Annotated in this window: 21 protein-coding genes; 11 read left to right on the forward strand and 10 right to left on the reverse strand. The window is 46.6% G+C overall.

Features of this window, described 5'->3' with window-relative positions:
• Nucleotides 1-135 precede the first annotated feature (135 nt).
• Nucleotides 136-2193 (forward strand): aminotransferase class I/II-fold pyridoxal phosphate-dependent enzyme, encoded by a 2058-nt coding sequence (locus ABWV76_RS11260; protein ID WP_353375987.1) that lies wholly within the window; start codon nt 136-138, stop codon nt 2191-2193.
• Between the two features lie 32 nt (nt 2194-2225).
• Entirely contained in the window at nt 2226-2966 is a 741-nt protein-coding gene (locus ABWV76_RS11265) for an SDR family NAD(P)-dependent oxidoreductase (RefSeq protein WP_353375988.1), read from the forward strand.
• A gap of 4 nt (nt 2967-2970) precedes the next feature.
• Here the strand turns inward: ABWV76_RS11265 and ABWV76_RS11270 are convergent, their stop codons facing one another.
• The 6 genes from ABWV76_RS11270 to ABWV76_RS11295 all read right to left on the reverse strand — a co-directional run bounded on the left by ABWV76_RS11270 (nt 2971) and on the right by ABWV76_RS11295 (nt 9664).
• Nucleotides 2971-4731 carry a hemopexin repeat-containing protein gene (locus tag ABWV76_RS11270; RefSeq protein ID WP_353375989.1) on the reverse strand — a complete coding sequence of 587 codons (1761 nt, stop codon included), beginning with the start codon at nt 4729-4731 and terminating at the stop codon, nt 2971-2973.
• Nucleotides 4732-4931: 200 nt separating this feature from the next.
• Nucleotides 4932-5633, reverse strand: a complete 702-nt coding sequence (locus tag ABWV76_RS11275) for a UTRA domain-containing protein (RefSeq protein ID WP_353375990.1) — start codon at nt 5631-5633, stop codon at nt 4932-4934.
• A gap of 80 nt (nt 5634-5713) precedes the next feature.
• Complete coding sequence (gene phnX, locus ABWV76_RS11280; protein ID WP_353375991.1) at nt 5714-6523, reverse strand: phosphonoacetaldehyde hydrolase; 810 nt, start codon at nt 6521-6523, stop codon at nt 5714-5716.
• 49 nt (nt 6524-6572) lie between these two features.
• Nucleotides 6573-7127 (reverse strand): HD domain-containing protein, encoded by a 555-nt coding sequence (locus ABWV76_RS11285; protein WP_353375992.1) that lies wholly within the window; start codon nt 7125-7127, stop codon nt 6573-6575.
• Nucleotides 7117-8301 (reverse strand): TIGR03364 family FAD-dependent oxidoreductase, encoded by a 1185-nt coding sequence (locus ABWV76_RS11290; RefSeq protein ID WP_353375993.1) that lies wholly within the window; start codon nt 8299-8301, stop codon nt 7117-7119. The genes ABWV76_RS11285 and ABWV76_RS11290 overlap by 11 nt, the downstream gene beginning before the upstream one ends.
• A gap of 19 nt (nt 8302-8320) precedes the next feature.
• Nucleotides 8321-9664 carry a DUF5690 family protein gene (locus ABWV76_RS11295; RefSeq protein WP_353375994.1) on the reverse strand — a complete coding sequence of 448 codons (1344 nt, stop codon included), beginning with the start codon at nt 9662-9664 and terminating at the stop codon, nt 8321-8323.
• Between the two features lie 253 nt (nt 9665-9917).
• Between ABWV76_RS11295 and ABWV76_RS11300 the strand changes: the two genes are divergently transcribed.
• Nucleotides 9918-12503: a TonB-dependent receptor gene (locus tag ABWV76_RS11300; protein WP_353375995.1), complete on the forward strand. Its 2586-nt coding sequence runs from the start codon at nt 9918-9920 to the stop codon at nt 12501-12503.
• A 74-nt stretch (nt 12504-12577) separates the two neighbouring features.
• Here the strand turns inward: ABWV76_RS11300 and ABWV76_RS11305 are convergent, their stop codons facing one another.
• Nucleotides 12578-14236, reverse strand: a complete 1659-nt coding sequence (locus ABWV76_RS11305; protein WP_353375996.1) for an acyl-CoA dehydrogenase family protein — start codon at nt 14234-14236, stop codon at nt 12578-12580.
• Between the two features lie 693 nt (nt 14237-14929).
• Here ABWV76_RS11305 and ABWV76_RS11310 point away from each other — a divergent pair.
• The 6 genes from ABWV76_RS11310 (at nt 14930) to ABWV76_RS11335 (ending at nt 19414) form a co-directional block, all read left to right on the forward strand.
• Nucleotides 14930-15613: a helix-turn-helix transcriptional regulator gene (locus ABWV76_RS11310; protein WP_020412501.1), complete on the forward strand. Its 684-nt coding sequence runs from the start codon at nt 14930-14932 to the stop codon at nt 15611-15613.
• Between the two features lies 1 nt (nt 15614).
• Nucleotides 15615-16049, forward strand: coding sequence for a CsgE family curli-type amyloid fiber assembly protein (locus tag ABWV76_RS11315; protein ID WP_282952577.1), 435 nt, complete (start codon nt 15615-15617; stop codon nt 16047-16049).
• Nucleotides 16049-16459: a curli assembly protein CsgF gene (locus ABWV76_RS11320; RefSeq protein ID WP_353375997.1), complete on the forward strand. Its 411-nt coding sequence runs from the start codon at nt 16049-16051 to the stop codon at nt 16457-16459. The genes ABWV76_RS11315 and ABWV76_RS11320 overlap by 1 nt, the downstream gene beginning before the upstream one ends.
• A gap of 51 nt (nt 16460-16510) precedes the next feature.
• Complete coding sequence (locus ABWV76_RS11325) at nt 16511-17359, forward strand: CsgG/HfaB family protein (RefSeq protein WP_282952578.1); 849 nt, start codon at nt 16511-16513, stop codon at nt 17357-17359.
• Nucleotides 17360-17700: 341 nt separating this feature from the next.
• Nucleotides 17701-18180 carry a hypothetical protein gene (locus tag ABWV76_RS11330; protein ID WP_020412505.1) on the forward strand — a complete coding sequence of 160 codons (480 nt, stop codon included), beginning with the start codon at nt 17701-17703 and terminating at the stop codon, nt 18178-18180.
• A 55-nt stretch (nt 18181-18235) separates the two neighbouring features.
• Complete coding sequence (locus ABWV76_RS11335; RefSeq protein WP_020412506.1) at nt 18236-19414, forward strand: hypothetical protein; 1179 nt, start codon at nt 18236-18238, stop codon at nt 19412-19414.
• A gap of 93 nt (nt 19415-19507) precedes the next feature.
• On the opposite strand, the gene holA is transcribed toward ABWV76_RS11335, so the two are convergent.
• The 3 genes from holA to leuS all read right to left on the reverse strand — a co-directional run bounded on the left by holA (nt 19508) and on the right by leuS (nt 23738).
• On the reverse strand, nt 19508-20515 hold the full coding sequence (gene holA, locus ABWV76_RS11340; protein WP_020412507.1) for a DNA polymerase III subunit delta: 1008 nt from the start codon (nt 20513-20515) through the stop codon (nt 19508-19510).
• 14 nt (nt 20516-20529) lie between these two features.
• On the reverse strand, nt 20530-21054 hold the full coding sequence (locus ABWV76_RS11345) for an LPS-assembly lipoprotein LptE (RefSeq protein ID WP_282952582.1): 525 nt from the start codon (nt 21052-21054) through the stop codon (nt 20530-20532).
• A gap of 86 nt (nt 21055-21140) precedes the next feature.
• Complete coding sequence (gene leuS / locus ABWV76_RS11350; protein ID WP_353375998.1) at nt 21141-23738, reverse strand: leucine--tRNA ligase; 2598 nt, start codon at nt 23736-23738, stop codon at nt 21141-21143.
• Between the two features lie 163 nt (nt 23739-23901).
• Between leuS and ABWV76_RS11355 the strand changes: the two genes are divergently transcribed.
• Together ABWV76_RS11355 and ABWV76_RS11360 are read left to right on the forward strand one after the other, a co-directional pair.
• Nucleotides 23902-24351, forward strand: coding sequence for a zinc ribbon-containing protein (locus tag ABWV76_RS11355; protein ID WP_020412510.1), 450 nt, complete (start codon nt 23902-23904; stop codon nt 24349-24351).
• A complete protein-coding gene (locus tag ABWV76_RS11360; RefSeq protein ID WP_245556671.1) occupies nt 24348-25130 on the forward strand; it encodes a YdcF family protein in 783 nt (260 codons plus the stop codon). Before ABWV76_RS11355 ends, ABWV76_RS11360 begins: the two co-directional genes overlap by 4 nt.
• Nucleotides 25131-25176: the final 46 nt, after the last annotated feature.

The raw sequence follows: 25176 nt of genomic DNA on the forward strand, positions 1-25176 counted from the left end.
TAATATTTGCCCCCTGGCTTTTTAGCCGCGAAATTCCAGATCCTCCGCCATAGCTGGAGGACTTAAGAAAAGTTAATAAAATCAAATAGTTAAATAATTAAGGCGGCAGCCTGCAACAAGTTGCGGGCTATGCTGATGGATAAGAATATGGGCTTGGAATTGAAAATGCCTGAATTGGGCAACCTGAATGACAGCGCGCAGAAGCTGGAATGTCATATCGCTCTGGTGAGTGCAGACAGCAAATTGGCGGGGGACTGGATCAGTGCCCTGAACAGCACCGCCGCTCGCCATGAAAATCCTTTCGGACTGCACTTTGAAGCGGTAGCCCCCGCAGATGTAGAGCGCCTGGGGCGCGATGAAGATCGCTTACAAGCGGTTATAGTGGATGGTGGCAATGATGCTAAAGGCCTGCAAGAGGCCGACCAGTTGGCCGACCGCATCCATGCTCTGCGCTCTCAACTCAATATCTTCCTGGTGGCCCACAGTGATGTTGCCGGTGCTACCTCGCCAATTGGTGAGGCGGGGGCAGAATCCCTCGCCAACCTGCGTCGCCGCTTTGACGAGCTGTTTGATCGCCGAGAGGGCAATTTCAACCATATGTTCCGCCTGGTACAGGCGTTTATTGCCCGCCGCGCCTCCACGCCTTTTGCCGATACCCTGAAGGAATATGTATTCTCCGCACGTGACGCTTGGCATACTCCTGGTCACTCCGGTGGTGACAGCCTGCGCAACAGCCCCTGGGTTGGGGACTTTTACCGCTTTATGGGCGAGCATGTATTCAATACGGATTTGTCTGTTTCCGTACAGATACTCGACAGCCTGCTGGAACCGCACTCGGTAATTCAGGAAGCACAGGATCTTGCCGCCCAGGCGTTTGGTTCGCGCCATACCTTTTTCCTGACCAATGGCACCTCCACTGCCAACAAGGTCGTGATTCAGCAGATACTCGGTGGCGGCGGCAAGATTATTGTCGACCAGGCCTGCCACAAATCGGTTCACCATGCGATAGTGATGAATCGCTGTGAGCCGGTTTATCTGAAGTCGGTACTGCACCCTGAATTCGGCATTTATGGCCCGGTGAAGCGCTCGGATATCGAGGCGGCGCTTGATGAACATAGCGATGCGCGCTTATTGGTTATCACTTCCTGTACCTACGATGGTCTGCGCTACGATTTGAAACCTATTATCGATTACGCCCATGAGCGCGGTGTCAAGGTGCTGGTCGATGAGGCCTGGTTTGCCCACGGTTTCTTCCACCCAGAGCTGCGCCCGACCGCGCTTGAGTGTGGCGCCGACTATGTGACCCAGAGTACCCATAAGATGTTGTCGGCTTTCTCCCAGGCCAGCATGATTCATGTGCAGGACCCGGACTTCGACGAATTCCGCTTCCGCGAAAACCTGAACATGCATGCGTCTACCAGCCCGCAATACGCCATGATTGCCAGCCTCGATGTTGCCCGTAAGCAGATGGCGATGGAGGGATATGGGCGTCTCAAGCAGTGTCTGCAGATGGTGGAAACCCTTCGCCGTGCAGTCAATGAAACCGGAGTATTCCGAGCCCTCACCCGCGATGACCTGATTGCTGAGCCTCTAGCAGGTGACAATATCGGCCTGGACCCCACCAAGGTAACCATCGATATTTCCCGCAGCGGCTATTCGGGCAATGAGATGCAGATCAAGCTGTTTGATCAATACGGTATTCAAGTGGAAAAGACCACCTACAATACCATCACAGTACTGGTAACTCTGGGCAGTACTGAGAGTAAATTGTTGCGCTTGATTCATGCACTGAAGCAGCTGGCGGGGAATACTCACAAGCGTATTCATGTCGGTACTCCGCGCCGCCTGCCTGAGTTTACCCGCTTCACCTGTCTGCCGGCGGATGCCTACTTTGCCGATACGGAAGAGTTGCCGTTGATGGACAATGGGGTGGACGCTACACAGAATCTTATCGGTCGCACCAGCGCCGATGAGATAGTGCCTTATCCGCCGGGCATCCCTGTTCTGGTACCTGGCCAGGAGATTTCTGAGCAGATAGTGCAGTACTTGCAGCAGTTGTTGCAGGGGCAGAATACTACGGAGATTCACGGCCTGATTTTCCGCTCAGATGAACCTATGCTGCGTGTAGTCAAGGAAGTCGCTGAGATATCAGAAAACAAAGACAAAAAGTCCGGCGGCAAAAAGGCAAAATAAAGCCACACGAGCTATCCGGCATGGAGGCCGGTATGTTTGATCAACCAAGGATGGTATTACTGGCGGGTGCCTCGGGCGGTTTGGCTCGCGCGATCGGCGCCGAAATTGTTCGGCGCTATCCCGATATTACTTTGATGACTTTGAGCCGTGGTACAGTAGATCGGGTACCTGGACACGCCGGCGAGCGTCGTCACCTGACAGTCTCTCTCGCGGACGAGCACTCTACCAGGGTTGTCGAGACCTTCCTTTCTGAATTTTCCTCTCCGCCTGACTGGGTAATTAACTGTTGTGGATTGTTGCACGATGAATTTCATGGCCCGGAAAAATCTCTAGCGCAATGTGAGGATGATTGGTTGATACAGTCTATGCGTATCAATCTCCTCACTCATATGCACCTGGCCCAGGCGCTGGATAGAAAATTACAACGCAAGCGGCCGCTGCTATGGGTATCCCTGTCTGCCAAGGTGGGTAGTATCGGCGATAATGAGTTGGGGGGCTGGTATAGCTATCGTATCAGCAAGGCGTCACTCAATATGTTGGTAAAAAACCTGTCTATTGAATGGGGGCGCCGATTGGAAAACAGTTGTGTGGTGGCCATTCATCCGGGCACTACGGATACAGCACTTTCCAAACCCTTCCAGGGTAATCTGGCGCCGGGAAAATTATACAGCCCGGCACTGAGTGCCGGGCGTATTGTGGATGTACTACAACAACTGGCGCCCGCCGATAGTGGTAATCTGTTTTTTTGGGATGGTAGCCGTTTGCCCTGGTAGTGAATCAGGGGGTCATCAAGCCTGGCCAGGTTTCATTATCTGTTGTTCTCGGATACCCACTGTATGCTTGATCAGATGTGATGGAGTAGCGTATATAGCGCTGGTTTTTGAGGAAAAAATATGCACGAAATGTGTTCCATTGGTGGGCTGCGGTAATCTCCGTAGCATAAGGACCGAGTCCTGGCCAATTGCTGTCATTGATAGGTTGGGGGTAGCCGCTGTCAAGTTGGTCTTCTTCCAGGTCATAGCGTAAATAATTCCCGTCTTTGAGAAAGAAATAAACTTTGCTATTAGGCCATTTCAGGACAGCGCGAATTTTTGTCGCGTAGGTAGCCAAACCAGGCCAAGTATTGTTGTCCACCAATTTGGGATAGCCGGAATCGACCCGATCTTCATTGAGGTCATAGCGCAGGTAACGCCCGTCATTTAAGAAGAAATAGCCTTTGTCACTGTTGGCTTTAAATGCAGCAACAATCAGGTGGGCATAGCCGCCCAAGCCAGGCCATGTACTGTTATTGGTTATGCGCGGATAACCGCTAGAGGCTTTGTCCAGGGTTTTATTGTAGCGTACATATTGATCGTCACCGCGAAAATAGTAAGCACGTGCAGTGCTCCAGTCCAGGCCAGCAGTAATTTCCAGGGCCGATTTACGCAAAGCAACTGGGGTATCGTTATGTACGAATACATAGTCCAGGACTCCCTGTGCTTCTGTATAGTCGGTCCAGCTTTGTGAGCTAGCGTCGACGACATCAATGAACTGGTCGTTCTGGTGAATCTCCACGGGTCCGCCATCTGTGGAATACCATTTAATTGTCTTATTGTCAGCAGCCATCATTTTACGTATTCCAGGGCTGCCAATCAGTGGGTTACCATCCAGCTTCCAATTCGTTTGCAGCTCAATATCCATAAAACGCAACACCGTTGGTGCAATGGAGGTTTGGGCAGCATGGCCATAAATTCCATTGAAATCTCCATTGTGGATATCTCCAATAAACTCGCTGTGCTCAGCATTTAACGGCAAATTACTGCCAATAAAAATTGTTTTCTCGCTGGCAGTTTGTGCCCCATGCCCGCAGCCGCGAGAATCACGGCCGTGGTCTGTAGTTACAAGCACTAACCATTCTTCACCTTTTGCAATACGTGTATCTACGGCATCTAACAGAGCGCCCAGCTGAGTGTCGCTTGTGCGAATGCTTTCGTTATAGTGATTGCCAAAACAGGAGCTGTGACCGACACCATCGGGATCATCCAGGTGCAGGAAAAGGAAATCCACATGACCTGAGGCTATTTCCTGCACGCCGCGTGTGGTGACATCCGCATCGGAAAGGCCACTTAAAACCAGGTTAGCCTGTGCCAGGTCGGTAGTAAAAAAGTTGGTATTTATAGGGCTCCAATGGGATATGCTGCCCACCCAAAGGCTATTATCAGCCTCCTTTATCCGTTTGAACAAACTGGGGAATTCTGCATTTGCCAGGCCTGAGTCATTGGACGTGACTTGGTGCTTGTCAACCCAAACTCCTGTAAGGATAGTGGACCAGCCGGGGCCACTTTTAGTGTCCTGTTGACTTTGAGAGCCACTGATACCACCGGTATAAGCCTTGTGTAGAATTAATCGATCATAATTGGGGGTGTCTATATCCTTGAGCTTTTCGTACTGCAGCCCATCAACGCCAATTAGAAGTACCTTTTTATTATTCTGGGCAAAAACGAATTGGTTACTGGAAACAAACGAAATTAACAACAGGCAGGAGATAAGTGTCTTCATATCGAATATCCCGTATTTTCAATGATTTTCTGGTCTAGACCAGTAATGATAGAATAGACGATAGCTATTAAATCCCAATGAAGGGATTTTTACAGCGATACTGCAAAGAAAAGACAGCTATTTAAAAGCTAACAACTAACCAATCTCCCTCATTAAAATTAAAGAGCAAGGAATTTTTTAGGTGCGGTAAAAAATAAGTACTATCTAGTGGCTACTTCCATTTCTATGGCGTGGGGTAGCCAGTATTCAATATTATAATCAATCAGATATTCAGCAGAATCATAGCGAAGTCTTAAGATTCTCAGGCCTGGAGCACCAGCGGGTATACCCAATGGCTCTGCATATTGCAACTCCAGGTTCGCAACCTGAATATTACAGCGCTCGTGAGTGATATTTACCCTATAATTATCTTGCAATATTTCGGTAATAGATCCGGATAAATCGAAGTCAGATAATTCAGGAAAACACTCTGATGAGAGATAACTCTCTTCTACCATGACTGGCCTTTGGTCCAGGTAGCGGACTCTTCGGATTTCAAAGTACCTGGTACTTTTAGTGGCGTTAAAGGCGGAATAAATATCGTGTCTTACGGTCAGCTTACGGACCCCAAGTACTTTGGTGGTTGCTCTAAAACCCTGTTGTCGGGCCATGGAGTTGAAATTTACCTTTTGTGTCGGGTTCATCACAAATCGATCTGGTGCAACAAACCAGCCTCTGCGATTTTGTCGGTACACCAGTCCCTCACCTTCAAGACGGTTTAAACCATCTCGTAAAGTAATACGTGTGACTTGCAGCTGCTCCGCCAGCTCGCGCTCAGCGGGCAGCTTGTGATTGGCGGCCAGGCGACCATTACCGATCAACAGTTGGATATGTGATTTAATTTCTACGTAACTGGAGGACACAGTATTTCTCTTGGGTTTGATCTAAAACTCGGTCTTAAGCCTGGGCTACCAAACTGGTATTTCTGAAGTTTGATAGCCTATCAGGGGCGTTGTCCAAGAGCCAGTCGGCGATTGATATCGACCAGTACGGGTTCAAGCTTATTGATATCGTCTATCAAATAATGAGCGCCGCAATTCTCAAGTTTTTGATAAGCGCCAATACTGTGATTTCTTTTTTCCTCCTCCGAGAGTGCTTGCCAACTTCCCAGAGATAATCCCGAAGCATTTCCTGAAAGTACTACTGCAACTGTCCACATGCCGGCATTGCGCCCCTCATAAATTCCTGCGGCGGTATCATCAATCTTGACACATTGGCTGACAGACGGGATTTCCATTTCAATGACGTTCTTTAATGCAGCTGCGGGTCCTGGTCTTGCGCCCACAGCTTCATCTGCTGCAATAACACAGTCGGGCTCTAGGCCTTGTTGTTGAGTTTTTGCCAGCATGCCCTCAATCATTATGCGACTGTAACCTGTGGTGCTACCAATACGTATATTACGCTCACGCAAGCGGACAAATAGTTTTTCGGCTCCGGGTATTATTTGGCTGTGCCTATCGATTTCCTGAATCTGTATCGGGGCCAGACGGCGATATAGTCCGTCTATATCAGATTCCTGGGATGGGCGCCCATGAACCACTTGCCAGGCAGTTTGAATGGAATTTTGTTGTAGCATCTGGCGAATATGTTCTTTCTTCTCAGTACCCATTGGAATACGGGTTTGCTCTTCACTGACTGTAACTCCAGCCTCAGCAAAAATTTGCATAAACGCTTGTAAAGGGGCGCGGGAGCCAAAATCTACTAAGGTTCCGGCCCAGTCGAGGATAGCAGCTTTAAGTTGCAGTGGTTCCATGGATTATCTCCTTTTTGGTAATTGATAAGGGAGTTGAGCGGCAAAATATCTATCGACTAAGTACCTTTGAGCAGATCTTTAGCCAGTGATCCAAAGGAGCTACGGCTAAACCAGGCACTTTTCCTGAATCATCCCACTCGCGCAGACGCAGAGCATCCTCGGCGAAGGGGGTATTAAGAAAATTATCTTTTTCTTTATCTGTCATTATTTTGCCTTGTTTTTTTAGGGTTTTGTGGCTTGCTGCGGATAGCCGTGTCTCATAAATGTTATCTGTACTCATTAAAAATCTTTTAGCTTGAACATGTAGGGCGATAGGCTTCGTGACTGTATTGGGAAAACCCCACCTTTCGAGTAAATCTGCACCTATTAAGTCATGTGCACTGTAGCCTTCAGTATCCGTCCCGGGTATTTTTTCCTTTATAGCGTGGAGATGGCCGATATCATGAAGAAACGCTGCAACAGTCATTTCATCGGAGATACCAGAGAGTTCCGCCAAGGTGGCACACTGGGTAGCATGCTGTAGCTGCGTGCATTTTTCTCCAAGTGTTAAATTCCCGTACTGCAAAAATAACTGTTTAATTTTATCGACAACATTAGCTCTCATCGATTAAGCACTCATCTAGAGGGATCTTGTCCAAAATACCCTTCACTACCCGTTCCATTAATGCTGGTCCGGTTGTCATACCTTTTCCTCCAATACCGGTTATTAAATGAATATTTTCTGTTGCGGATTTTAGGAATACGCCTTGGCTACTTTCCTGGCTGTAATAGCCATTCCAAATCCTGGCAACATTTAAATGGGGTAGATTAAGAATACGCTTGGCTTCAGCTACCATCAGTGAGTTGATTTCCTGACATATTTCATAGTTCAAAGTGCCTGAGTCCTGGGCAGTGAAGTACTCATGAGAATCGCCAATGATGATGCTGCCATCGGCAGATTGTCGAAACAGAAGGTGGATACCAAATTTTCCATAGCTTGGATCAATATGGGGCTTCGGTAGATTTTTATAATTAGGGCAACTTTTAAATGCTTCATAGCGGCGTATTGTCAGACCTGTAAGCAGGTTCCCTGGTATTTTGACTCTCTTGATTTGTTGGGTGCGCAACATCTGCAATTTACTAAGCCGTAGTTGTTCTGTTTGTAATAAGTGCGGAAATAAATGACTAAGTTGATGGCCACAACAAATCATTACCTGTTCTGAAATAAAAGACTCACCTGTTGAGCAGCGAAGCTGGACCCCATTTTTGACTTCCTCTACGGCTATTACTGGAGATGCCTTTTTAAAATGTAAATTTTTCGTGTCTTCAAGTAGTTTCCAAAAATACTTCATTAGCAGGGAGCTTTCGGCACTCATTTCCTGTGGATAGTAGAGGCCACCATGGCAGTAACTCTGCTTTAGTAAATTAATTTGCTTGTGACACTGCGTCGAGGTAAGAAGCCTGGAAACGTAGTTAGTCTCACGATTAATCTCATGCATTTCCTCTAGTAGATTGGCCTCTTCTAAAGAAGAAGCCACGTAGAGAGAGCCATGCTGCCAGAGTGCGTCCGGCATTATTGTCGCCAACTTGCCATAAAGTTCCAGCGATCGTCGCCCCAGATTTCGCCATAGTTTTAGATTCATACCAGATGGTACTACTTGGCCAAAATTGCGTACCGTGGCTCCGTGAGGCTTAGTGCTGGCTTCAATTAACAGCACTTTTTTTCCGGATTTTAGTGCATGGTAAGCAGCAAAACTGCCTAATATCCCGGCACCGACAATGGCAATATCAAATTTCATAACTGCTCTATAGCCTTTTTTACACTGGAGAAGTAATAAGCCTCAACCGTGAAGAAGAATTACGGTGCAAGCGGCGAAAGAAAAGAAGTGAGAGCAGCATTAACAAAATACATGCAATACCAGTAGCATAGGAAAGTTGCTGAGTAAACTGTAACCAGTTTAGGTTTGGTTGCGCGAAAGTCTTATAGAGCATGACACTAATGCTGCCGATATAACCCGCACTATCTGCCAGATAAATCACAAATCCTGCGTTACCTAGGCTCTTGGTGCAGGCGACCAGACGTTCAAATAATAAACAGTTAAATGGAACATAGCCTATATAGAGCCCGATATTGATCCCAATCATCCAGGCAGCCCCGGATACAATATCTAACTCAAATGCGAGAGTTGAAGTTATGCAGATTGCTCCCCCAGCCGCGACTAATAGCTGGTTTAGCTGCAATGCGCGATAGTTGTTACGTACAAAAATAAGTAGCGCCAGGGATGCTAAAACTATCAGTGCCACGGGTAGAGTGCTGGTAAGGAAGATCTGGGGTGCTTGACCATGACCCAAAGCTTGCCAAAGCTCTGCAGCGAAATTATCAGAGAAGTCACGAAATGCCGTTAGGAATACATAAGCGATGATTAAAGCCAACAATCCCAGATTCGTTTCATTGACGAAAGTCCAACGCATTTCATTCGTCATTGGTACTCTTTGTTTTCGTGCACGGATGTCTGCTTGGTTGGGTTGGGGAATTCTACTGAGTGTAAATGTCGATAGAATCAGTGCAGGTAGAAATAACAAGCCCACGGTTGCAGGCATCCAGATTTCCGGCACTTTCCATTCCAGCATTAGATATGCGGCTACTGCTTTTACGGCTCCTGAAGAGACGATTAAGCTAACACATAAAATGGCGCCTAGTGCTTCAGTAAGACGACGCCCCTCTAAATAGCTGAATACTAGTCCCCACACCATTCCAAGTGGGAGACCATTAAAAAAAAGCATGACAACATTATAAGGAGCGGGGATCAATGCGAATGCTATCAAGGCCAGATGACTGAAAAGAATTAGAATTACCAGTATTCTTCCCCGCTGCAATGGCCGTAACTCTGAGACAACCTTAATCCCGATAATTTTTGAAAACGCATAACCCAGTACTTGGGAAATTATAAGTGCGGTTTTAAAGTCTAGAGTGAAATCCCAGCCGGAAATGTTGGCGTAAGATGCTGCTGCAAAGGGCTTGCGGAAAGCATACATACAAAAATAAGTGAAGAATGCAGCAACTCCGGAAAAGAGTAGCAAGAAAAGCTCACTGTTGAAATCTTCACTGGAATCAGATTCCTGTTTTTTACTGGTTTTTTCCATTTTATCGATAGCTGCCATTTGGTCTAGACCAGATTTTAGGTGCTTATGATTGCGTTTTTGTGACAGTCTTTTTTAAGTTCAATAACCATTCCAGATGGTAAAAATTTTTCATTTATATATTCGCAGGGAATATTCACACACCTGTTATACAAACGTCATAGCGACAATTTAGGATTCTGGTCTAGTCCAGATTTATGTTGATGATCGAGCAAGTTAATTTGTGTCGATAAAAATTTGCCAATCATTTTTTGATTGATACAGGGGAAGTAAAATGATTTATGTCAAATTATTGCCTGCAACGATTGCTCTGCTGGTGGGACAAGTAAATTACGCTCATGCACAAGAAAGTAGTAAGCAGAGTGTCCAGGATGATAGCGAAATAGAAGAGATTGTTGTGCTTGGACGAATGTTTGAGACAGAGTTACGTTCCCTGGAGTTACAGAGGGAATCCAACCGGATTGTTAATGTGGTATCGGCAGATGGTATAGGAAAGTTACCGGATCGTAATGCCGCAGAGGCAGTTCAAAGAGTCGCAGGCGTATCTATCGAGCGTGACCAGGGGGAAGGACGGTTTGTCGCTGTGCGTGGCCTCCCGTCCCAATGGAGTTCTTCTAGCCTTAATGGTCATCGTTTGCCATCTGCAGAAGAGGAAACTACCAGCAGGGCTACGGCGTTTGATTTCTTTCCATCGGAGCTGATTGAACGTATTGAGGTCTCTAAGGCTGTTACCGCGGATCAGGAAGGTGACTCTATTGGCGGCAATGTTAATTTTGTGACTCGTACAGCCCCTGAAGAACGCACTTTGGATATATCCCTATCTGGTGGCTATGCGGATAAAGCCGACGGTGATATTAAATCCATGAGCATTCTTTATGGGGATAGAAGTGAAGGTGGTAAATGGGGATTTTTGGCCAATGTAACTGGTTGGAGCAGGGATTGGGCAACAGATAACTACGAGCCTCGCCGTAAAGGGGAGGGAATATATCGATTGGAACTGCGGGATTATACCGGAACCAGAGATACCCTGGGGTTAAACCTTGCTACTGAATACCGATTGGAAGAAGGAGGTAAGATTTTTGCTCGTGGTTTGTATGGGACATTAGAAGATGAGGAGACACATTACAAGCACAGGTTGCGGTTCGATAAAGATAGAATGGAACTTCAGCATATCCACAATACTTTGATAACACGTATGCAAGGTGTTGAAGTTGGTGGAGAGCACTTTTTTGGTGATGATAAGCAGCTGAATTGGAATTTAGCCAGCTATGATAATGAATTCCGCTATGGGAATACACCCAATAAAGATGATCGCTCTTATTTTGTAATGCGTTTTGATCAAACGGAAGTAGGTTATGTTGGTCTGGATGATGATGGGCTGGCTTACAACCAAATCGATGGTGGTACTGACCCAGCAGAAAATATACCCACTCACCTCCCGGATGGTTTTGTAATGGACCCAACCCAGTCCAGCCTATCTTGGGTTGAACTATATAAAGTGTATGTCAACGAAAAGGATAAAGTGGTGGCCACTTTTGACTTTTCTTCCCAGTTTTCCAGTGAGCTGGAGTTAAAGTTCGGTATGAAATATCGGGACAAGGAACGGGTGTCTGAATTCTCCGATGCATTTTACATTTGGGATGAGGAAAACTATGGGCCTGCCCCAGTTCTCTCTGACTTTACCTTGTCTGATCAGCCTGGCAGAAATGATTTCCTATCAGAGTTGGATATCAACTATGACTCCCAATTCTCTCAGGTTGCTTCAATGTCTCAATTGGCGAATTTTTGGAACCAAAACCGGGATAAATTCATTTTGATTCCCGAAGAATCAGCTCTAGTTGAAAATGGAGGGGCTCTTGGGCGAAATTTTGAGCTAACAGAGAGGCACCTATCGGCTTATGGCATGGGTAATTATGAGCTTTCAGATAGAGCCATTCTTGTAATGGGATTACGACTCACTCAGACACAAACGAAGGTGGAAAGCCAGGTATTTGTTAACGATGAAGCTAATAAAGGCTATTTGGTGCCGTTTAATGGTGATAAAGAGTATTTATCCATTTTGCCATCGGCACATCTAAAATATGCGCTCACAGAGGATAGCAATATCAGGCTCGCGCTGACCAGAACCTTTGCCAGGCCGGACTTTGGTGATCTGAATCCGGGAGGGTACTATGCCGAGCACGATAATGAGTTTATAGGAGGTAATCCAGATCTTGATCCTACTTACTCTTGGAATCTGGACTTTATGTATGAGTACTATTTTAATGACTCGGGGATTTTATCTGCTGGTTTATTTTATAAAGATATTACAGATCCAATCTTTAAAGATGTGAAAGAAGGTGAATATAATGGGGTGTCAGGAGTCGATATTTATAGTCCGGAAAATGGTGAAGATGCGTGGCTGAGGGGATTGGAATTTAATCTGGTGCGAAAAATGGATTTCCTTCCCGGATTTCTTTCAAATACCGGGTTGTCGACAAATTTAACTATGCTGGATTCAGAAATGCGTATTCCGGGCCGTGATGGTGCGGTGCCGATTTCCCGTCAAGCTGATTTATTACATAATCTCTCTATCTATTATGATGATGGTACTGTCTCCATTCGCCTGGCTCAAAACCATAAGGGAGAGTATATTGAAGAGCATGGTGGCAATAAAAATGAAGACCAGTACTACGGTGCTTACACAAGCCTGGATATGAGTGCAAATTATACGATTGGGGACAATTTAGTTATTTTTGCTGAGGCCTTAAACCTTACGAATGAACCTTTAACTTATTATATTGGTGATGAAGATAGGCCAAAGCAAGTTGAGTATTATGGGGTTCGTGGCCAACTGGGCTTTCGCTATAGTTTTTTTTAGCTGATCTTTATTTTTTATTAGAAAAAACCCGGTTATGCCGGGTTTTCAGTTTAAGTTAATATATAGCTCATTTTTTATACTGAAAGTGGGTTCCCGCGTGTGAGCAATTGTTCTATATCGACTCCCCTGGGTAGGCTACCAGTGCTATGGCCGCCTTTGCCCTCCAACCTTGATAGAATAAAAGCGCTACTGACTGCCTTATCACCAGATTGAATAAGTAGATGGGCCTGCATTGTAACTGCCATTTGATCTACGATAGCGCGAGCTCGGTACTCAAACTGATCTAAATCTGCCAATTCTTTCTTTAATGAATCTAGTGCTTTATCAAAATAATTATTCTTACCTGTGCTGGCTGCCATTTCGTCCAACCAGTGATTTACTACACTGGGTGTTTTTGTGATTGCCCGAAGGACATCCAGAGCCTGTATATTGCCAGAGCCTTCCCAGATAGCATTGATTGGAGCATCTCGGTATAGGCGGGCAGTAATAAAGTTCTCGATGACCCCATTTCCTCCCAGGCATTCCATAGCCTCATAGGCATGGTGAGGACTGCGTTTGCAGATCCAGTATTTTCCCACCGCAGCTCCCAGACGAAGTAGCATTTTTTCGTGCTCCTGGTCCTCCTGATCCATAGCCCTTGCCATACGCATAGTTAAGGCAATAGATCCCTCAACTTCTAATTGCAGGTCCGCCAGCACATTGCGCATTAGGGGGTGGTCAATCAACTTTTGGCCAAAGGCTTTTCGTTGTGAGGCATGGTAAATGGCCTGAACAACTGCTTGACGCTGACCTCCGGAAGAACCGACCATACAATCGAAGCGAGTGATGGCTACCATCTTAATAATTGCGTTTACGCCTCGGCCTTCCTCTCCTAACAACCAACCCATTGCACCTCGCATCTCCACTTCTGAAGAAGCATTGGAGACATTACCGGCTTTCACTTTGAGCCTTTGGATTTCCAGGGGATTTTTACTACCATCTGGACGCCAGCGGGGTACCAGAAAACAGGAGAGCCCTCCGGGTGCCTGGGCTAGTATCAGAAAACCGTCGCACATGGGAGCAGACATAAACCACTTGTGCCCGAGCAGCTCATAGACGTTATCCCCTAAAGGGATAGCGGTCGTGGTATTAGCACGTACATCAGAGCCGCCTTGTTTTTCCGTCATACCCATCCCGATAGTTAGAGAGGACTTTTCAAAGTAAGGGCGATTACTGTTGTCATATCCTCTGCTTAATATTTTGGGGGCCCATTCAGCGGCAACAATGGGGTTGAGTTGAATTGACGGTATAGAAGCAAAAGTCATAGTTACTGGGCATCCATGACCAGCTTCAAGCTGACATTGTAAATAGTTCTTTGCTGCCCTTACCACGTTCGCTCCCGGACGTGGATCCGTCCAGGGTGAACAGTGCAATCCTTCTGAGAGTGCCAGTTGCATTAATTGATGATATGAAGGATGGTAACGAACTATATCTATACGATTGCCGATACGGTCATGGCTTTCGAATATTGGCTTGAATTCATTGGCAGCGTAACCACGTTCAATCATTTCTGGGCGACCACATACTTCTCCATAGCGCTGTAAATCTTCCTCGGCCCAGTGTCCTCCATTGATATGTACTGCTTCTTTAAGTGCTTGATCCCCCGCGTATAAATTATGGCCCGTAAGAGGGGGAACCTGATTATTGATTGTATGAGTGGATGCATGTGCGGAGGGTTGGATACTGGTGCTCATGAATTTATTCCATGCAGTTTGGGCTGAATATAGCCTATTTCTTGGTCTAATCGGTACATTCATCCCAGCTTCAAGTGCTTTATTAACACTGGGAAGTTCGTATTTAAGGTTAAATCAACTTCAAACTGATTACTATTTATACGGAACCTGTTTGCGGATAATTCAGAAAAAATTGTGGCTGTGTTTTTAGACTTATATTTTTTGTGACTTTTATTCAAAGTAATACCGTTTGCTCTATTTCTCATTTGATTTTTATTTAATATCAATTGAATAGTACTAAACGATTTAATTTATATTTTAAGATGCTTCGTGGATTATATGTGACTGTTCACATTCTTCAGATCAGAAAAATTTGTTTTTTATCAAAATTAATCTATTAATTTTGTGGACCAGTACAAATTTCTCGATATTCGTTGAATTTTTTGTGGGCTCCTGAGTCTATACCAAAGGATGTTCTATGAGGTGGTTTACAGCTGTAAATGTAATACCTTTGTATGTAAAAATGACATTCTAAATTTATGTTGGCACACTTAAGATTGAAATTTTGATATCTAGATCACTTCTTGTTGCAGGCAGGGAGTTGATCGAATAGATTTAGCTCACAGCGAAAGACGGCCATAGAATAAATAGAAAATAAGAGCAAATCAGATATTAAGTAAGATCTTAAAAGGACCGCATGTTGGGGGAACCCAGATGAATTTGCATAAGGATTATGCACGCCTTGAAGTTGTGACTCCGGGTCATGAATCCGAAGGGCCGGAAGTAGCTTTTTTAACGGCTTCTATTAATCTTCAATCCTCTATCTTTGCAGGGCGTATAGAGGATGAGTTTAGAACTAAGTGTTCTATATTCCAGCGTTTGTCAATTTCTTCGCTTGAAGAAATTATCACTGAATATCTTCTCCTGGACTGCGCAGATCTCTCATCATCCGATCTGGACCTGATTCTGCGTGACATTCATACAATTTCCAATCCACCCAGTATTGTTCTGATTAATGTAGCGGATACAACTGATTTGGATTTTGTTCTTCACTGGGAGAAGGTTCTTGGCTTGATGCCTTCGGAATGTGAGCCCAAAGTGATCATGGAAAGATTGGGCAGGATTTTTTCTGGTGAATACTGGTTTCCCAGGGATGTACTGCATAATTTTTTACGTCAGCACCGGAAGCCAAAAAAGTGGCGGGAAAAAGCGTCGAATCTCACTCAGCGTGAGACGCAAATATTGCAGTTGATATGTGAGTGTCATACCAATGCAAATATTGCAGAAGTTTTATGTGTTAGTGAGCACACGGTTAAGAGTCATCTTTATAAGATATACAGAAAGATTGGCTGTAAAAATCGCTTAGAAGCAAGTAGTTGGGCTAGCCAGAACTTATAAAATGAGTATCTATTTTTACTGCTTTAAGAGAGTTTCTCTCCTAATTCTGCTTATCTCAATCTCCCCACTTGTCCAGTCGCAAGAGCTCGAGTCAATAGAGGGTGAGGACTCCCTTCTTACTGGGCTGGTTATCGACAGTACTGTGAGCGGTATTGGTCACGAATTTGCCCGTTCTCTTTCTATTTATATCACCAGTAACCTCACGGAATTCGATTATAACCTAACCGTTCATGAGCGACCTTCAGCAAGGTGGGGTAGCGTGGTATGGGTTACCTATGAAAATAAACAGGTTTTTAGAACTGTGATCTACCCTGGGCGAAGGCGTTTTGGAGAGATTGTTGCTCAAGCAGCAACTCAAATAAATAACAATATTCGACAGCAGAGGCTGCAAGAGTTGTTCTCTCAAAATTTGGATTTGGCAGGGGATGAAATTTAATGAAAAGATTTTTAGTTACTCTCTTTACGATTATATTAATGATTCCTTTTGCAGGGTACGCTACTGAGTTGATTTACACACCGGTTAACCCCTCGTTCGGTGGCAACCCATTAAATGGTAACTATCTACTGAATAATGCGAGTGCCCAGAATAGTAAGAAAGATCCAAAAGCAGGTAAGTCACCTTATTCAGAATCTTCCTCTCTAGATAGATTCACTGATACTTTGGAATCCAGATTGTTGTCTCAACTCTTGACCGATGTAGGTAATGGAAATGATGGCACTCTGGTAACCGATGACTTTATTGTAAATATAATTGATGTGGATGGAACTTTAACAATAACTATTACAGATGCTGTCACCGGCGAAATTTCTGAGATTGTCGTAGTAGGATTAGATCCGGGAAATTAACAGCCATACTGCCATTGGATGGCATTTTTGAGGATTTCAGGGGTGGTGGTGATGTTGCCTAGAATATTGCTTGTAGTATTTATTATTTTCATAAGTGGTTGTAGTTTTTTTCAGAAAACCCGTGAGGCTCTATTTGGTCCAGGATATGAGAAGGCCACTTTAACAGATCGAATGAGCACCTATGCCGACTTGATCAATTTGCCCTCTCCCAGGGGGAAAATTGTTGTAGCAGTTTATGGTTTTAGTGACCAGACAGGGCAGTACAGGCCGGCCCCATCAAGCTCGTTTTCAACTGCAGTGACTCAGGGCGCTGCTTCTATGTTGGTGCAGGTCTTAAATGAATCAGGATGGTTTGTTACTTTAGAGCGGGAAGGACTGCAAAACCTGCTGACAGAGAGAAAGATAATTCGTGCTGCACTGAAAGAGGAAGATACAGTTCCTCCTTTTGATTTACCCTCCTTGATGTCAGCAAATATTATGTTGGAAGGAGGGATTGTCGCTTATGACACCAATATCAAAACTGGTGGAGCAGGGGCAAGGTATTTTGGAATTGGCCTTTCTTCACAGTACCGTGTTGATGAAGTGACAGTAAACTTGCGTGCTGTCGATGTAAGAACGGGTCGTGTACTAAGTAGCGTGCTTACCAGTAAAAAGATTTTGTCCCGGCAGGTGCAAGGAGATATTTACACATTTGTAGAATATAAACGTTTATTAGAGGTTGAGGCTGGGATGACGACCAATGATCCTGCTCAGCTTTGTGTACTTTCGGCTATCGAGTCTGCCGTGATTCACCTTATTGCTAATGGGGTTACTGGAAATTTATGGGCTTTGCAGGATAGTAGTGAGTTTCCTGCATCGATCTTGGATGAATACTCTGAAAGTCCGGTGAAAATTCTCTGATCTCATGAAAACAATGTAATTATTGTTGATTAATAATAATTTAATTATTCAAAAAGCTGGCAATATCTATCTGAATTAAAAGTGGTTAGGTGGCCAGCTTTTTTGCGAGTTGAACTTTTCTGTAAGTTGGTGTAATTTACGGGACTCCTGGTTGCTCTCACAGATTTTTATCTGTTTCATAGCTTTTATCTTTCCTTAATCATACAAAAGTTTTACGTTTCTGCTTATTTTTGTATAGAAAAATACGCTTTCTTCTGATTTATTCCTGTTCTTATTATTCCTATAGTTTCCTTAGTAGATGAGCTTTATATAGTTTATTTAATTTGACTGAGGAAATCTGAGTGACTGCTATTAGGGCGGCTGTTTTCTATCTGATTCTAGTTTTAATGCCCATTACATTGTCCTGGGCTGGAGATCTCGATAGTCACGATGAACTGTTATCTGGGCAAGGTGCACTTGATCTACTTCTTCAGCGGGATGATTCAATTAATGGACAGCTGGCTGAAGTAACGCAGTTAGGAGACTACAACGTAGCTGAAGTAGTACAGACAGGTCAGTACAACCAGGTATTCCTGGTTCAGGATGGTTCGTCCAATGAATCAGTAGTTCACCAAAGTGGTGACTATAACTATGCGGCTATTTCACAGTCTGGGGCTTACAACCAAGCAACTGCTATACAGAACGGTATAGATAATATTGCCCTTATAAATCAAGTTGGTTATGGAAATTCAGCCAACATCATTCAAAACGGTGATGGGCTATTTGGATTTGTCGCGCAGTTCGGTGACAACCATGCGGTGGAGGTAGTCCAGTATGACTAGCTCGCTGCTTTCTTTTTGTTTGTATTTGTTTATTTAGTCCGAGGGAGAAACATAAATGAAAAAGCTTTCACTTGCTGCCGCGATTGCAATGCTTGTAGGTGCTGGACAGGCCATGGCTGATGGTAACTACGGTGATCAACTGCAGGCTGGCAACGATAATGCCGCTGACATTTATCAGGTAGTCGAGTCTACCAATAATGCCGCTTATCAATGGCAGGAAGGTAATGACAATCTCGCTTCTACCGAGCAGTCATTTGCTGATAGTAACTTTATTGACCAGACCCAAGTTGGAAATCGCAACTATGCGACTACCAGCCAGAATAACCAGGATGGTTCACAAGCCTACACTTTCCAGCAGGGAGAGGGTAACCAGGGTGTTATTCACCAATGGGATGGTGCCAGAAACACAGCATTTGCTACCCAGATGGGCAGTGAAAACGTAATGCACCTGGACCAGTACTCTAATTCCCATGATAACACCATGGATGCTTTACAGGATGGTAATGACAATACTGCTTTCTTGCAGCAGGAAGGTGATGGCAACCTGTTTGTGAGCACCCAGGTTGGCGACTCAAACAGTGTTTGGGGCAGCACCTGGTATCCATCGGCGGATGGCTTCCTGGGCGGTCAAGTTGGTGAGGGTAACGTGGGCTTCGCTTACCAGAGCGGTGCTGAAAATACTGCAAATCTGGTGCAAACTGGAGATTACAACTACCTGGATATGTCCCAAGCGGGTATTAACAACGTTACGACCATTGCCCAGGATGGAATCGGTAACTCCAGTGTTGCAGCTCAGTATGGCGATGACAACGTAACCACTATCGCTCAGAACGACACTAATAATATTGGTGACATGTATCAATACGGCAACAGCAATACTGCTGCCCTGGTTCAAAATGGTGACATGAACTGGAGTGAGTTTTCTCAGACCGGTGATTTGAACCAGGTGACTATTGATCAGTCTGGTAGCGCTAACTCTACCTTCGGCTACAGTGAAGGCGTAGCTAACATGGTTGATATTGACCAGGTTGGCGAGCTTAACTTGGCAGAAGTTCACCAGGATATGGGCGGGGACAACATGATTGTTCTGTCTCAATCTGGCTTTGAGCATGGCGCCCACTTGGGACAGTCTGGTAACAATAACGCCACTTTTGTTACTCAATCTAGCGAGTTCAATATGGCCAGTGTTCATCAGATTGGTGATAGCAACATGGCTACGATTACTCAGAACTAACCCTGATTTTAGTTCGCCTAAACAACCCCTCCCCTTTAGGGGCAGGGGTTGTTTATTAAATAGATTGGTAGTTAGGTGAGGGTAAACCGAGAGCTAGACGCTGCGCTGGCCACTCAGGTTTAAAGTGAGCTCCAGTAGGCCCGTCCAGGGTGATTGGTGTCCAGTGCCACCCTTGATGGCGGTATCGATAGCGCGAGCGCGTAAAAGCAGAGTTTCAAGCTGGCGAGGCGCCAGCCGGGAAAGAGCGGATTGAATTAGTGGCTGACGTTTTTGAATACGCACCAGGCGAGCCAGTGGTTGGCCCTGATTGAGCTTTTCCCCAATTTCCAGCAATGAGCGAATTTCCCGTGCCAGGGCCCAAAGCACTACCGGTGCTTCAATGCCTTCACTGCGTAATCCCTGTAAAGTCGTTATTGCTTTATCGGCTTCACTGGCCAAGGCTCTATCTATTAGGTCAAATACACTATAGCGAGCGGAGCTGGTAACACTATGTTCCAGTAAGCTGACGGTAATTGTGGTGTCGCTCTTATTTAATAGCTTGAGCTTTTCTATCTCCTGGCTAGCGGCAAGTAGGTTGCCCTCCACGCGTTCTGCCAGAATTTTTACTGCTTCGGGTTCGGCAGTCAGTCCTGCAGCGCTAAGCCGCTGATTGATCCAACGTGGCATTTCCTGGGCAGGCACTGGCCAGATCTGGACTAGTACGCCTTCTTGTTCCAGTGCTTTTACCCACTTGCTGTTGAGCTGTGATCTTTCCAGTTTGGGTAGAATTAAAAGCAGAACCAAGTCCTGGCTGGCGAGGGCTGCGAATTCCTGAAGGGCCTTACTGCCCTTGTCCCCCGGTTTTCCACCAGGTGCGCGTACTTCGATCAACTTTTTCTCGGCAAAAAGCGACATATTGCCAGCAGAGGCGAGTAGAAGCCCCCAATCAAAGTTGTGCTCGGCATGGAGAAGCTCACGCTCATCAAAGCCAACCTTCTTCGCCGCCTTACGAACCTGGTCACAACACTCCTGGACCAGCAGGGGTTCATCTCCGGAAATAATATAAACCGGGGCCAGCCCCTTTTTGAGACTCTGTGGTAGTTGCTGGGGGTTGATACGCATTACTGTACAGCTACTTAGTAGCTTTTATCCTCCAGCGGGGCATTGACATCAATTCGACGCAGTCGGTCAATCATCCGGCTGATAAGTTCGCGACGCATTTCAGCACGCAGTAAGCGTTCCTCTTCGCCCTTACTCACAATCTCAGATACATCCCATTCAAGAGAACGGTAAACATCTGCCTGGGCTTTGTTTAGCAAGACTTCACCGCTACCGGTACGAACACTATAGATAGCGCTGGTGATCAGTTCGTATTCTGATGCGCGCCCCTCCGAGTCTACGGCAACTGTGAGTTTGCGTTCGATTTCCCTGTTAATAACCATTACGTAATCTGCTTCCATGGGAGTTGCAGCAACGGGAATACCACCGTTGTGGAGCAGGCGACTGAGTTCATCAGCAATATCACTGCGTGGGTTTTCGCTGGAAATATAAATAGTGCTGCCTGGAGGGAAGTTCTTTGGTGTGCCGCGTAAATGCCAGCCACAACTGGCAATGGCAAGAATGGCAATTAAGGAGATAACTCGTCTTGCGATTTTTTTCATAAACTACCTGGCTTAATCGGGCCTGAACTGTATGTGAGGCCTGAGTGAGCCGGGAGCTTATAGCTCCCGGCATTCGGGCTGCGAGTCTATTTCGCAACAATATTTACCAGTTTGCCTGGTACGACAATGACCTTGCGTACTGTGGCATCACCAATAAACTTCTGTACGTTTTCATTTTCCAGAGCCATTTTTTCCAAGCCCTCTTTATCCGCATCAGCCGGAGCATCCAGTTTTGCACGGACTTTGCCATTGACCTGGACTACCAGTGTAATGGTTGAACGTACAAGAGCCTTTTCATCCGCTTGTGGCCAAGCCGTATCAATCAATGCACTGGAATTACCCAGCACTTGCCACAATTGGTGACATATGTGCGGGGTAATTGGTGCGAGCAGTAAGACGGCAGCTTGTAGTGCTTCCCGCTCTACAGCGAGGCCCTGCTCATTATCCCGTTCTGCTAACTTACCCACTTCATTGAGCAGCTCCATAACTGCGGCAACAGCCGTATTAAAAGTTTGGCGGCGCCCGTAGTCATCACCCACTTTCTGGATGGTTTCATGGGCCTTGCGGCGCAGTTGCTGCTGTTGGTCACTCAGAGATTGTTGATCGATCTCTACATCGCTTGAACCCGCTGCGACATGACTGTGAACAGTTTTCCAGAGCTTGCGCAGGAAGCGGCTGGCGCCTTCCACTCCAGCGTCATGCCATTCCAGGGTCTGCTCAGGGGGAGCGGCGAACATAGTGAATAGACGTACGGTATCAGCGCCATACTGCTCGACTGCTGCGTGCGGGTCTATGCCATTGTTCTTAGACTTAGACATTTTCACTACTCCACCAGCAATAATCTCTTCGCCGGTCGCACGCTCAATGGCTTTGATGGGTTTCCCCTTGTCATCCCGCTCGACATCCACATCGGCTGGATTAATCCAGGTTTTATGACCGTGTTTCTCTTTATAAAAAGACTCAGCTAAAACCATACCTTGACACAGCAACTGCTTGAAAGGTTCATCGCTGTTTACCAGCCCCTCATCGCGCATTAGCTTGTGGAAGAAGCGTGCGTAGAGGAGGTGCAGGATAGCGTGCTCAATGCCGCCTACATACTGGTCGACAGGCAGCCAGTAGTTGGCGCGGTCCGGATCCAACATGCCCTCTTCAAAATCTGGGCAGGTATACCGCGCGTAGTACCAGCTGGATTCCATGAAGGTGTCGAAGGTATCGGTTTCTCGTTCTACGGCAGTGCCGTTGAACTCGTCCTTGCGCCACTCTGGGTCAGCTTTAATGGGTGATTGAACACCATCTAGCTCCACATCTTCCGGTAATAGAATCGGCAGTTTGTCCGCAGGAACCGGAATTTCCCCTCCGTCAGCTAAATTGAACATGGGAATAGGTGCACCCCAGTAGCGTTGGCGGGAGACGCCCCAATCGCGCAGACGATAGTTAGTGGTGACCCGGCCTTTGCCGGTAGCGACGAGTGCTTCGGAGATTGCGGTAAAAGCACTCTCGAAATCCAGTCCATCAAAGCTACCGGAGTTCACCAGCTTGCCTTTCTCTGTATAGGCTTCTTTATCCAGGTCAATAGGCTGGCTATCGGAAGCTTCAATTACCTGTACCATTGGTAGTTGGTACTTATGGGCAAATTCCCAGTCGCGCTGGTCGTGTGCCGGAACTGCCATTACGGCTCCAGAACCGTAATCCATCAATACATAGTTGGCGACCCAGACGGAGACTTCTTCACCAGTGATGGGGTGAATCGCTTTCAGCCCGGTATCCATTCCTTTCTTGTCCATTGTGGCCATGTCGGCTTCGGACAGGGATTGTCTTTTGCACTCAGTAATAAACTCTCTCAGTTTCGGATTACTTTCCGCCATCTCCAGGGCGATAGGATGCTCGGCAGCGAGAGATACATAAGTAACTCCCATTAAGGTGTCCGGGCGGGTGGTATAGACGTCGAAGTGATCCATGCCGGCTACAGTTGCAGGCAGGGCGAAGCTCAGCTCCACACCTCGGCTCTTGCCGATCCAGTTGCGCTGCATAGTGCGCACCTGCTCGGGCCAATCGGGCAATTTGTCGAGATCCTCGAGCAGTTCTTCCGCATAGTCGGTAATCTTGATAAACCACTGGGCTAGCTCGCGGCGTTCTACGGTAGTGCCACAACGCCAGCAGGCCCCATCTTCCACTTGCTCATTGGCAAGTACCGTCTGGTCATGGGGGCACCAGTTCACTGCGGAGTTCTTCTTGTAGACCAGGCCTTTTTCATACAGGCGGGTGAAGAACCATTGTTCCCAGCGGTAATAGGAAGGCTGACAAGTAGCTAGTTCACGGGACCAGTCAAAGCCAAAGCCAAGTGCTTTCAACTGGCCCTTCATGTAATCGATATTGGCATAGGTCCATTTGGCCGGTGCAGTCTTATTCTGGATCGCTGCATTTTCTGCAGGCAGACCAAAAGCATCCCAGCCCATAGGGTGCAATACGTTCTTACCCTGCATTCGTTGGTAGCGGGTGATTACGTCAGTGATGGTGTAATTTCGCACATGGCCCATGTGCAGCTTGCCGCTAGGGTAGGGGAACATGGACAGGCAGTAGAATTTTTCCCTGCCGGTGTCTTCCTTAACCTCGAAGCTTTTCTCTGCCTCCCAGAATTCCTGGGCAGAAGCTTCGACTGCGGAGGGGTTGTACTGCTCTTCCATCGATTGGGGACCTATACTCTGTGATCAAAAATTTAAGGGGAAACCGTTACATATATTGGATGGGACTGCTTATGATCTGCAATCCATAGGATTGATCGCGATCAATTGCTGTCTCCAGGGCATCCATTAGGATGCGTAAACGCGAGATTATAGGAGGGATACCGTGACGAAGGAACCAAAGTTGCCGCCGAAGGATGATCTAGCCGATGAGTTTCGCGAGGATCTGGAGAATCTGGTTGAGGGTGAGCTGGCAGTTGAAGACCTAACCGCGAATAAAGTCGCCTTCCTGCGTGCCTGGTTAAAGGATGACCTTCATCGTGCTTCTGATTATCTCCAAGGCCTTGGCGGCGAGTTGCGTACATTGGAAGAGCGCAGTGGCGATTGGCTGCTGAATGCGGCAGACCCGACGGAAACGGCCTGGCCCAACCTGATGCGCTGTATTCGTGAGGGAAAACCCTGGGCCCTGGCTGGCGAATATGTGGGTGCTGATGAGGAGCTGCAGTGCTTGGGGTGTGGCTACCGCGCTCTCCCACCAGAGAATACACAGATCACACCGTGCCACCGCTGTGGCTATGGTTGCTTTCGACAAATAGAGGGCGGTCTTGAATATTGATTGAATTTCATACGTTTATGACCAACCTGCTAATGCCGCCTTTGGCACCTATGTTGGGGTTAGTGCTGGCGTTTTTACTACGATTTCTGCCTGAAGGATCCCTGCTGGGGAAAGTTTCCCTACCGCTGGCACTGGTTTCATTTGTTGTGCTCTGGATGAGTGCCACTCCGGCTTTTTCGAATTGGCTGGGAAAGCGCCTGGGGGCTGCACCGGACCTTGCCGGTTTTTCTCCTGAGGCAGTCATAATCCTGGGTGGTGGGCGCTATAGAAACGGGGAATCGGGCAGTGAACGTCTGTCGGCCGCTAGCCTGGAGCGTGTTCTGTGGGCTGCTGAACAGGCGCCAGGGGGGGTGCCAATTTTGGTTTCCGGAGGGCGTGTCTATCGAAATGAGCGAGCGGCTGAGTCTCAAATGATGGAGTCCCTACTGGAGGGAAAATTGGCTCGCTCTGTGAGTTGGCGTGATGATTGCAGTCGTACTACCGCAGAGAATGCAGTAAACAGCGCTGAGATATTGCGTGCAGCGGGTGTGAAACGTATTGTCCTGGTCACCCACTGGTGGCATATGCCCCGTGCAGCAGCTGTGTTCAATAAAGCCGGCTTAGAAGTACAGCCGCTTCCTGTTGGCAGCGCTGAAGAATTGTTGCCGCGGGCACAGGAGGGTTTGCTACGCTGGGTTCCCAGTGCGGCAGCCCTGTTGCAAACACAGACTTACTGGCGGGAATTACTGGGGCAGGCGTGGTACAGCATTAGGCCATTGCCGCCAACCAGGAAATGTTGAGGAACTTTTATATCAAAGGAATTTCAGAGGCCTACAGGATAAGAGG

The organism is Microbulbifer sp. NBRC 101763, from assembly GCF_040371615.1.
Taxonomy (GTDB): Bacteria; Pseudomonadota; Gammaproteobacteria; order Pseudomonadales; family Cellvibrionaceae; genus Microbulbifer; species Microbulbifer variabilis.

Coding starts and splice junctions, on each gene's coding strand:
- holA (WP_020412507.1), bottom strand. CDS start 20,515: ATGCGTATCAACCCCCAGCAACTACCACAGAGTCTCAAAAAGGGGCTG.
- ABWV76_RS11295 (WP_353375994.1), bottom strand. CDS start 9,664: ATGGCAGCTATCGATAAAATGGAAAAAACCAGTAAAAAACAGGAATCT.
- ABWV76_RS11260 (WP_353375987.1), top strand. CDS start 136: ATGGATAAGAATATGGGCTTGGAATTGAAAATGCCTGAATTGGGCAAC.
- ABWV76_RS11320 (WP_353375997.1), top strand. CDS start 16,049: ATGAAAAGATTTTTAGTTACTCTCTTTACGATTATATTAATGATTCCT.
- ABWV76_RS11290 (WP_353375993.1), bottom strand. CDS start 8,301: ATGAAATTTGATATTGCCATTGTCGGTGCCGGGATATTAGGCAGTTTT.
- ABWV76_RS11335 (WP_020412506.1), top strand. CDS start 18,236: ATGAAAAAGCTTTCACTTGCTGCCGCGATTGCAATGCTTGTAGGTGCT.
- ABWV76_RS11265 (WP_353375988.1), top strand. CDS start 2,226: ATGTTTGATCAACCAAGGATGGTATTACTGGCGGGTGCCTCGGGCGGT.
- ABWV76_RS11310 (WP_020412501.1), top strand. CDS start 14,930: ATGAATTTGCATAAGGATTATGCACGCCTTGAAGTTGTGACTCCGGGT.
- ABWV76_RS11300 (WP_353375995.1), top strand. CDS start 9,918: ATGATTTATGTCAAATTATTGCCTGCAACGATTGCTCTGCTGGTGGGA.
- ABWV76_RS11315 (WP_282952577.1), top strand. CDS start 15,615: ATGAGTATCTATTTTTACTGCTTTAAGAGAGTTTCTCTCCTAATTCTG.
- ABWV76_RS11305 (WP_353375996.1), bottom strand. CDS start 14,236: ATGAGCACCAGTATCCAACCCTCCGCACATGCATCCACTCATACAATC.
- ABWV76_RS11270 (WP_353375989.1), bottom strand. CDS start 4,731: ATGAAGACACTTATCTCCTGCCTGTTGTTAATTTCGTTTGTTTCCAGT.
- ABWV76_RS11285 (WP_353375992.1), bottom strand. CDS start 7,127: ATGAGAGCTAATGTTGTCGATAAAATTAAACAGTTATTTTTGCAGTAC.
- leuS (WP_353375998.1), bottom strand. CDS start 23,738: ATGGAAGAGCAGTACAACCCCTCCGCAGTCGAAGCTTCTGCCCAGGAA.
- phnX (WP_353375991.1), bottom strand. CDS start 6,523: ATGGAACCACTGCAACTTAAAGCTGCTATCCTCGACTGGGCCGGAACC.
- ABWV76_RS11325 (WP_282952578.1), top strand. CDS start 16,511: ATGTTGCCTAGAATATTGCTTGTAGTATTTATTATTTTCATAAGTGGT.
- ABWV76_RS11345 (WP_282952582.1), bottom strand. CDS start 21,054: ATGAAAAAAATCGCAAGACGAGTTATCTCCTTAATTGCCATTCTTGCC.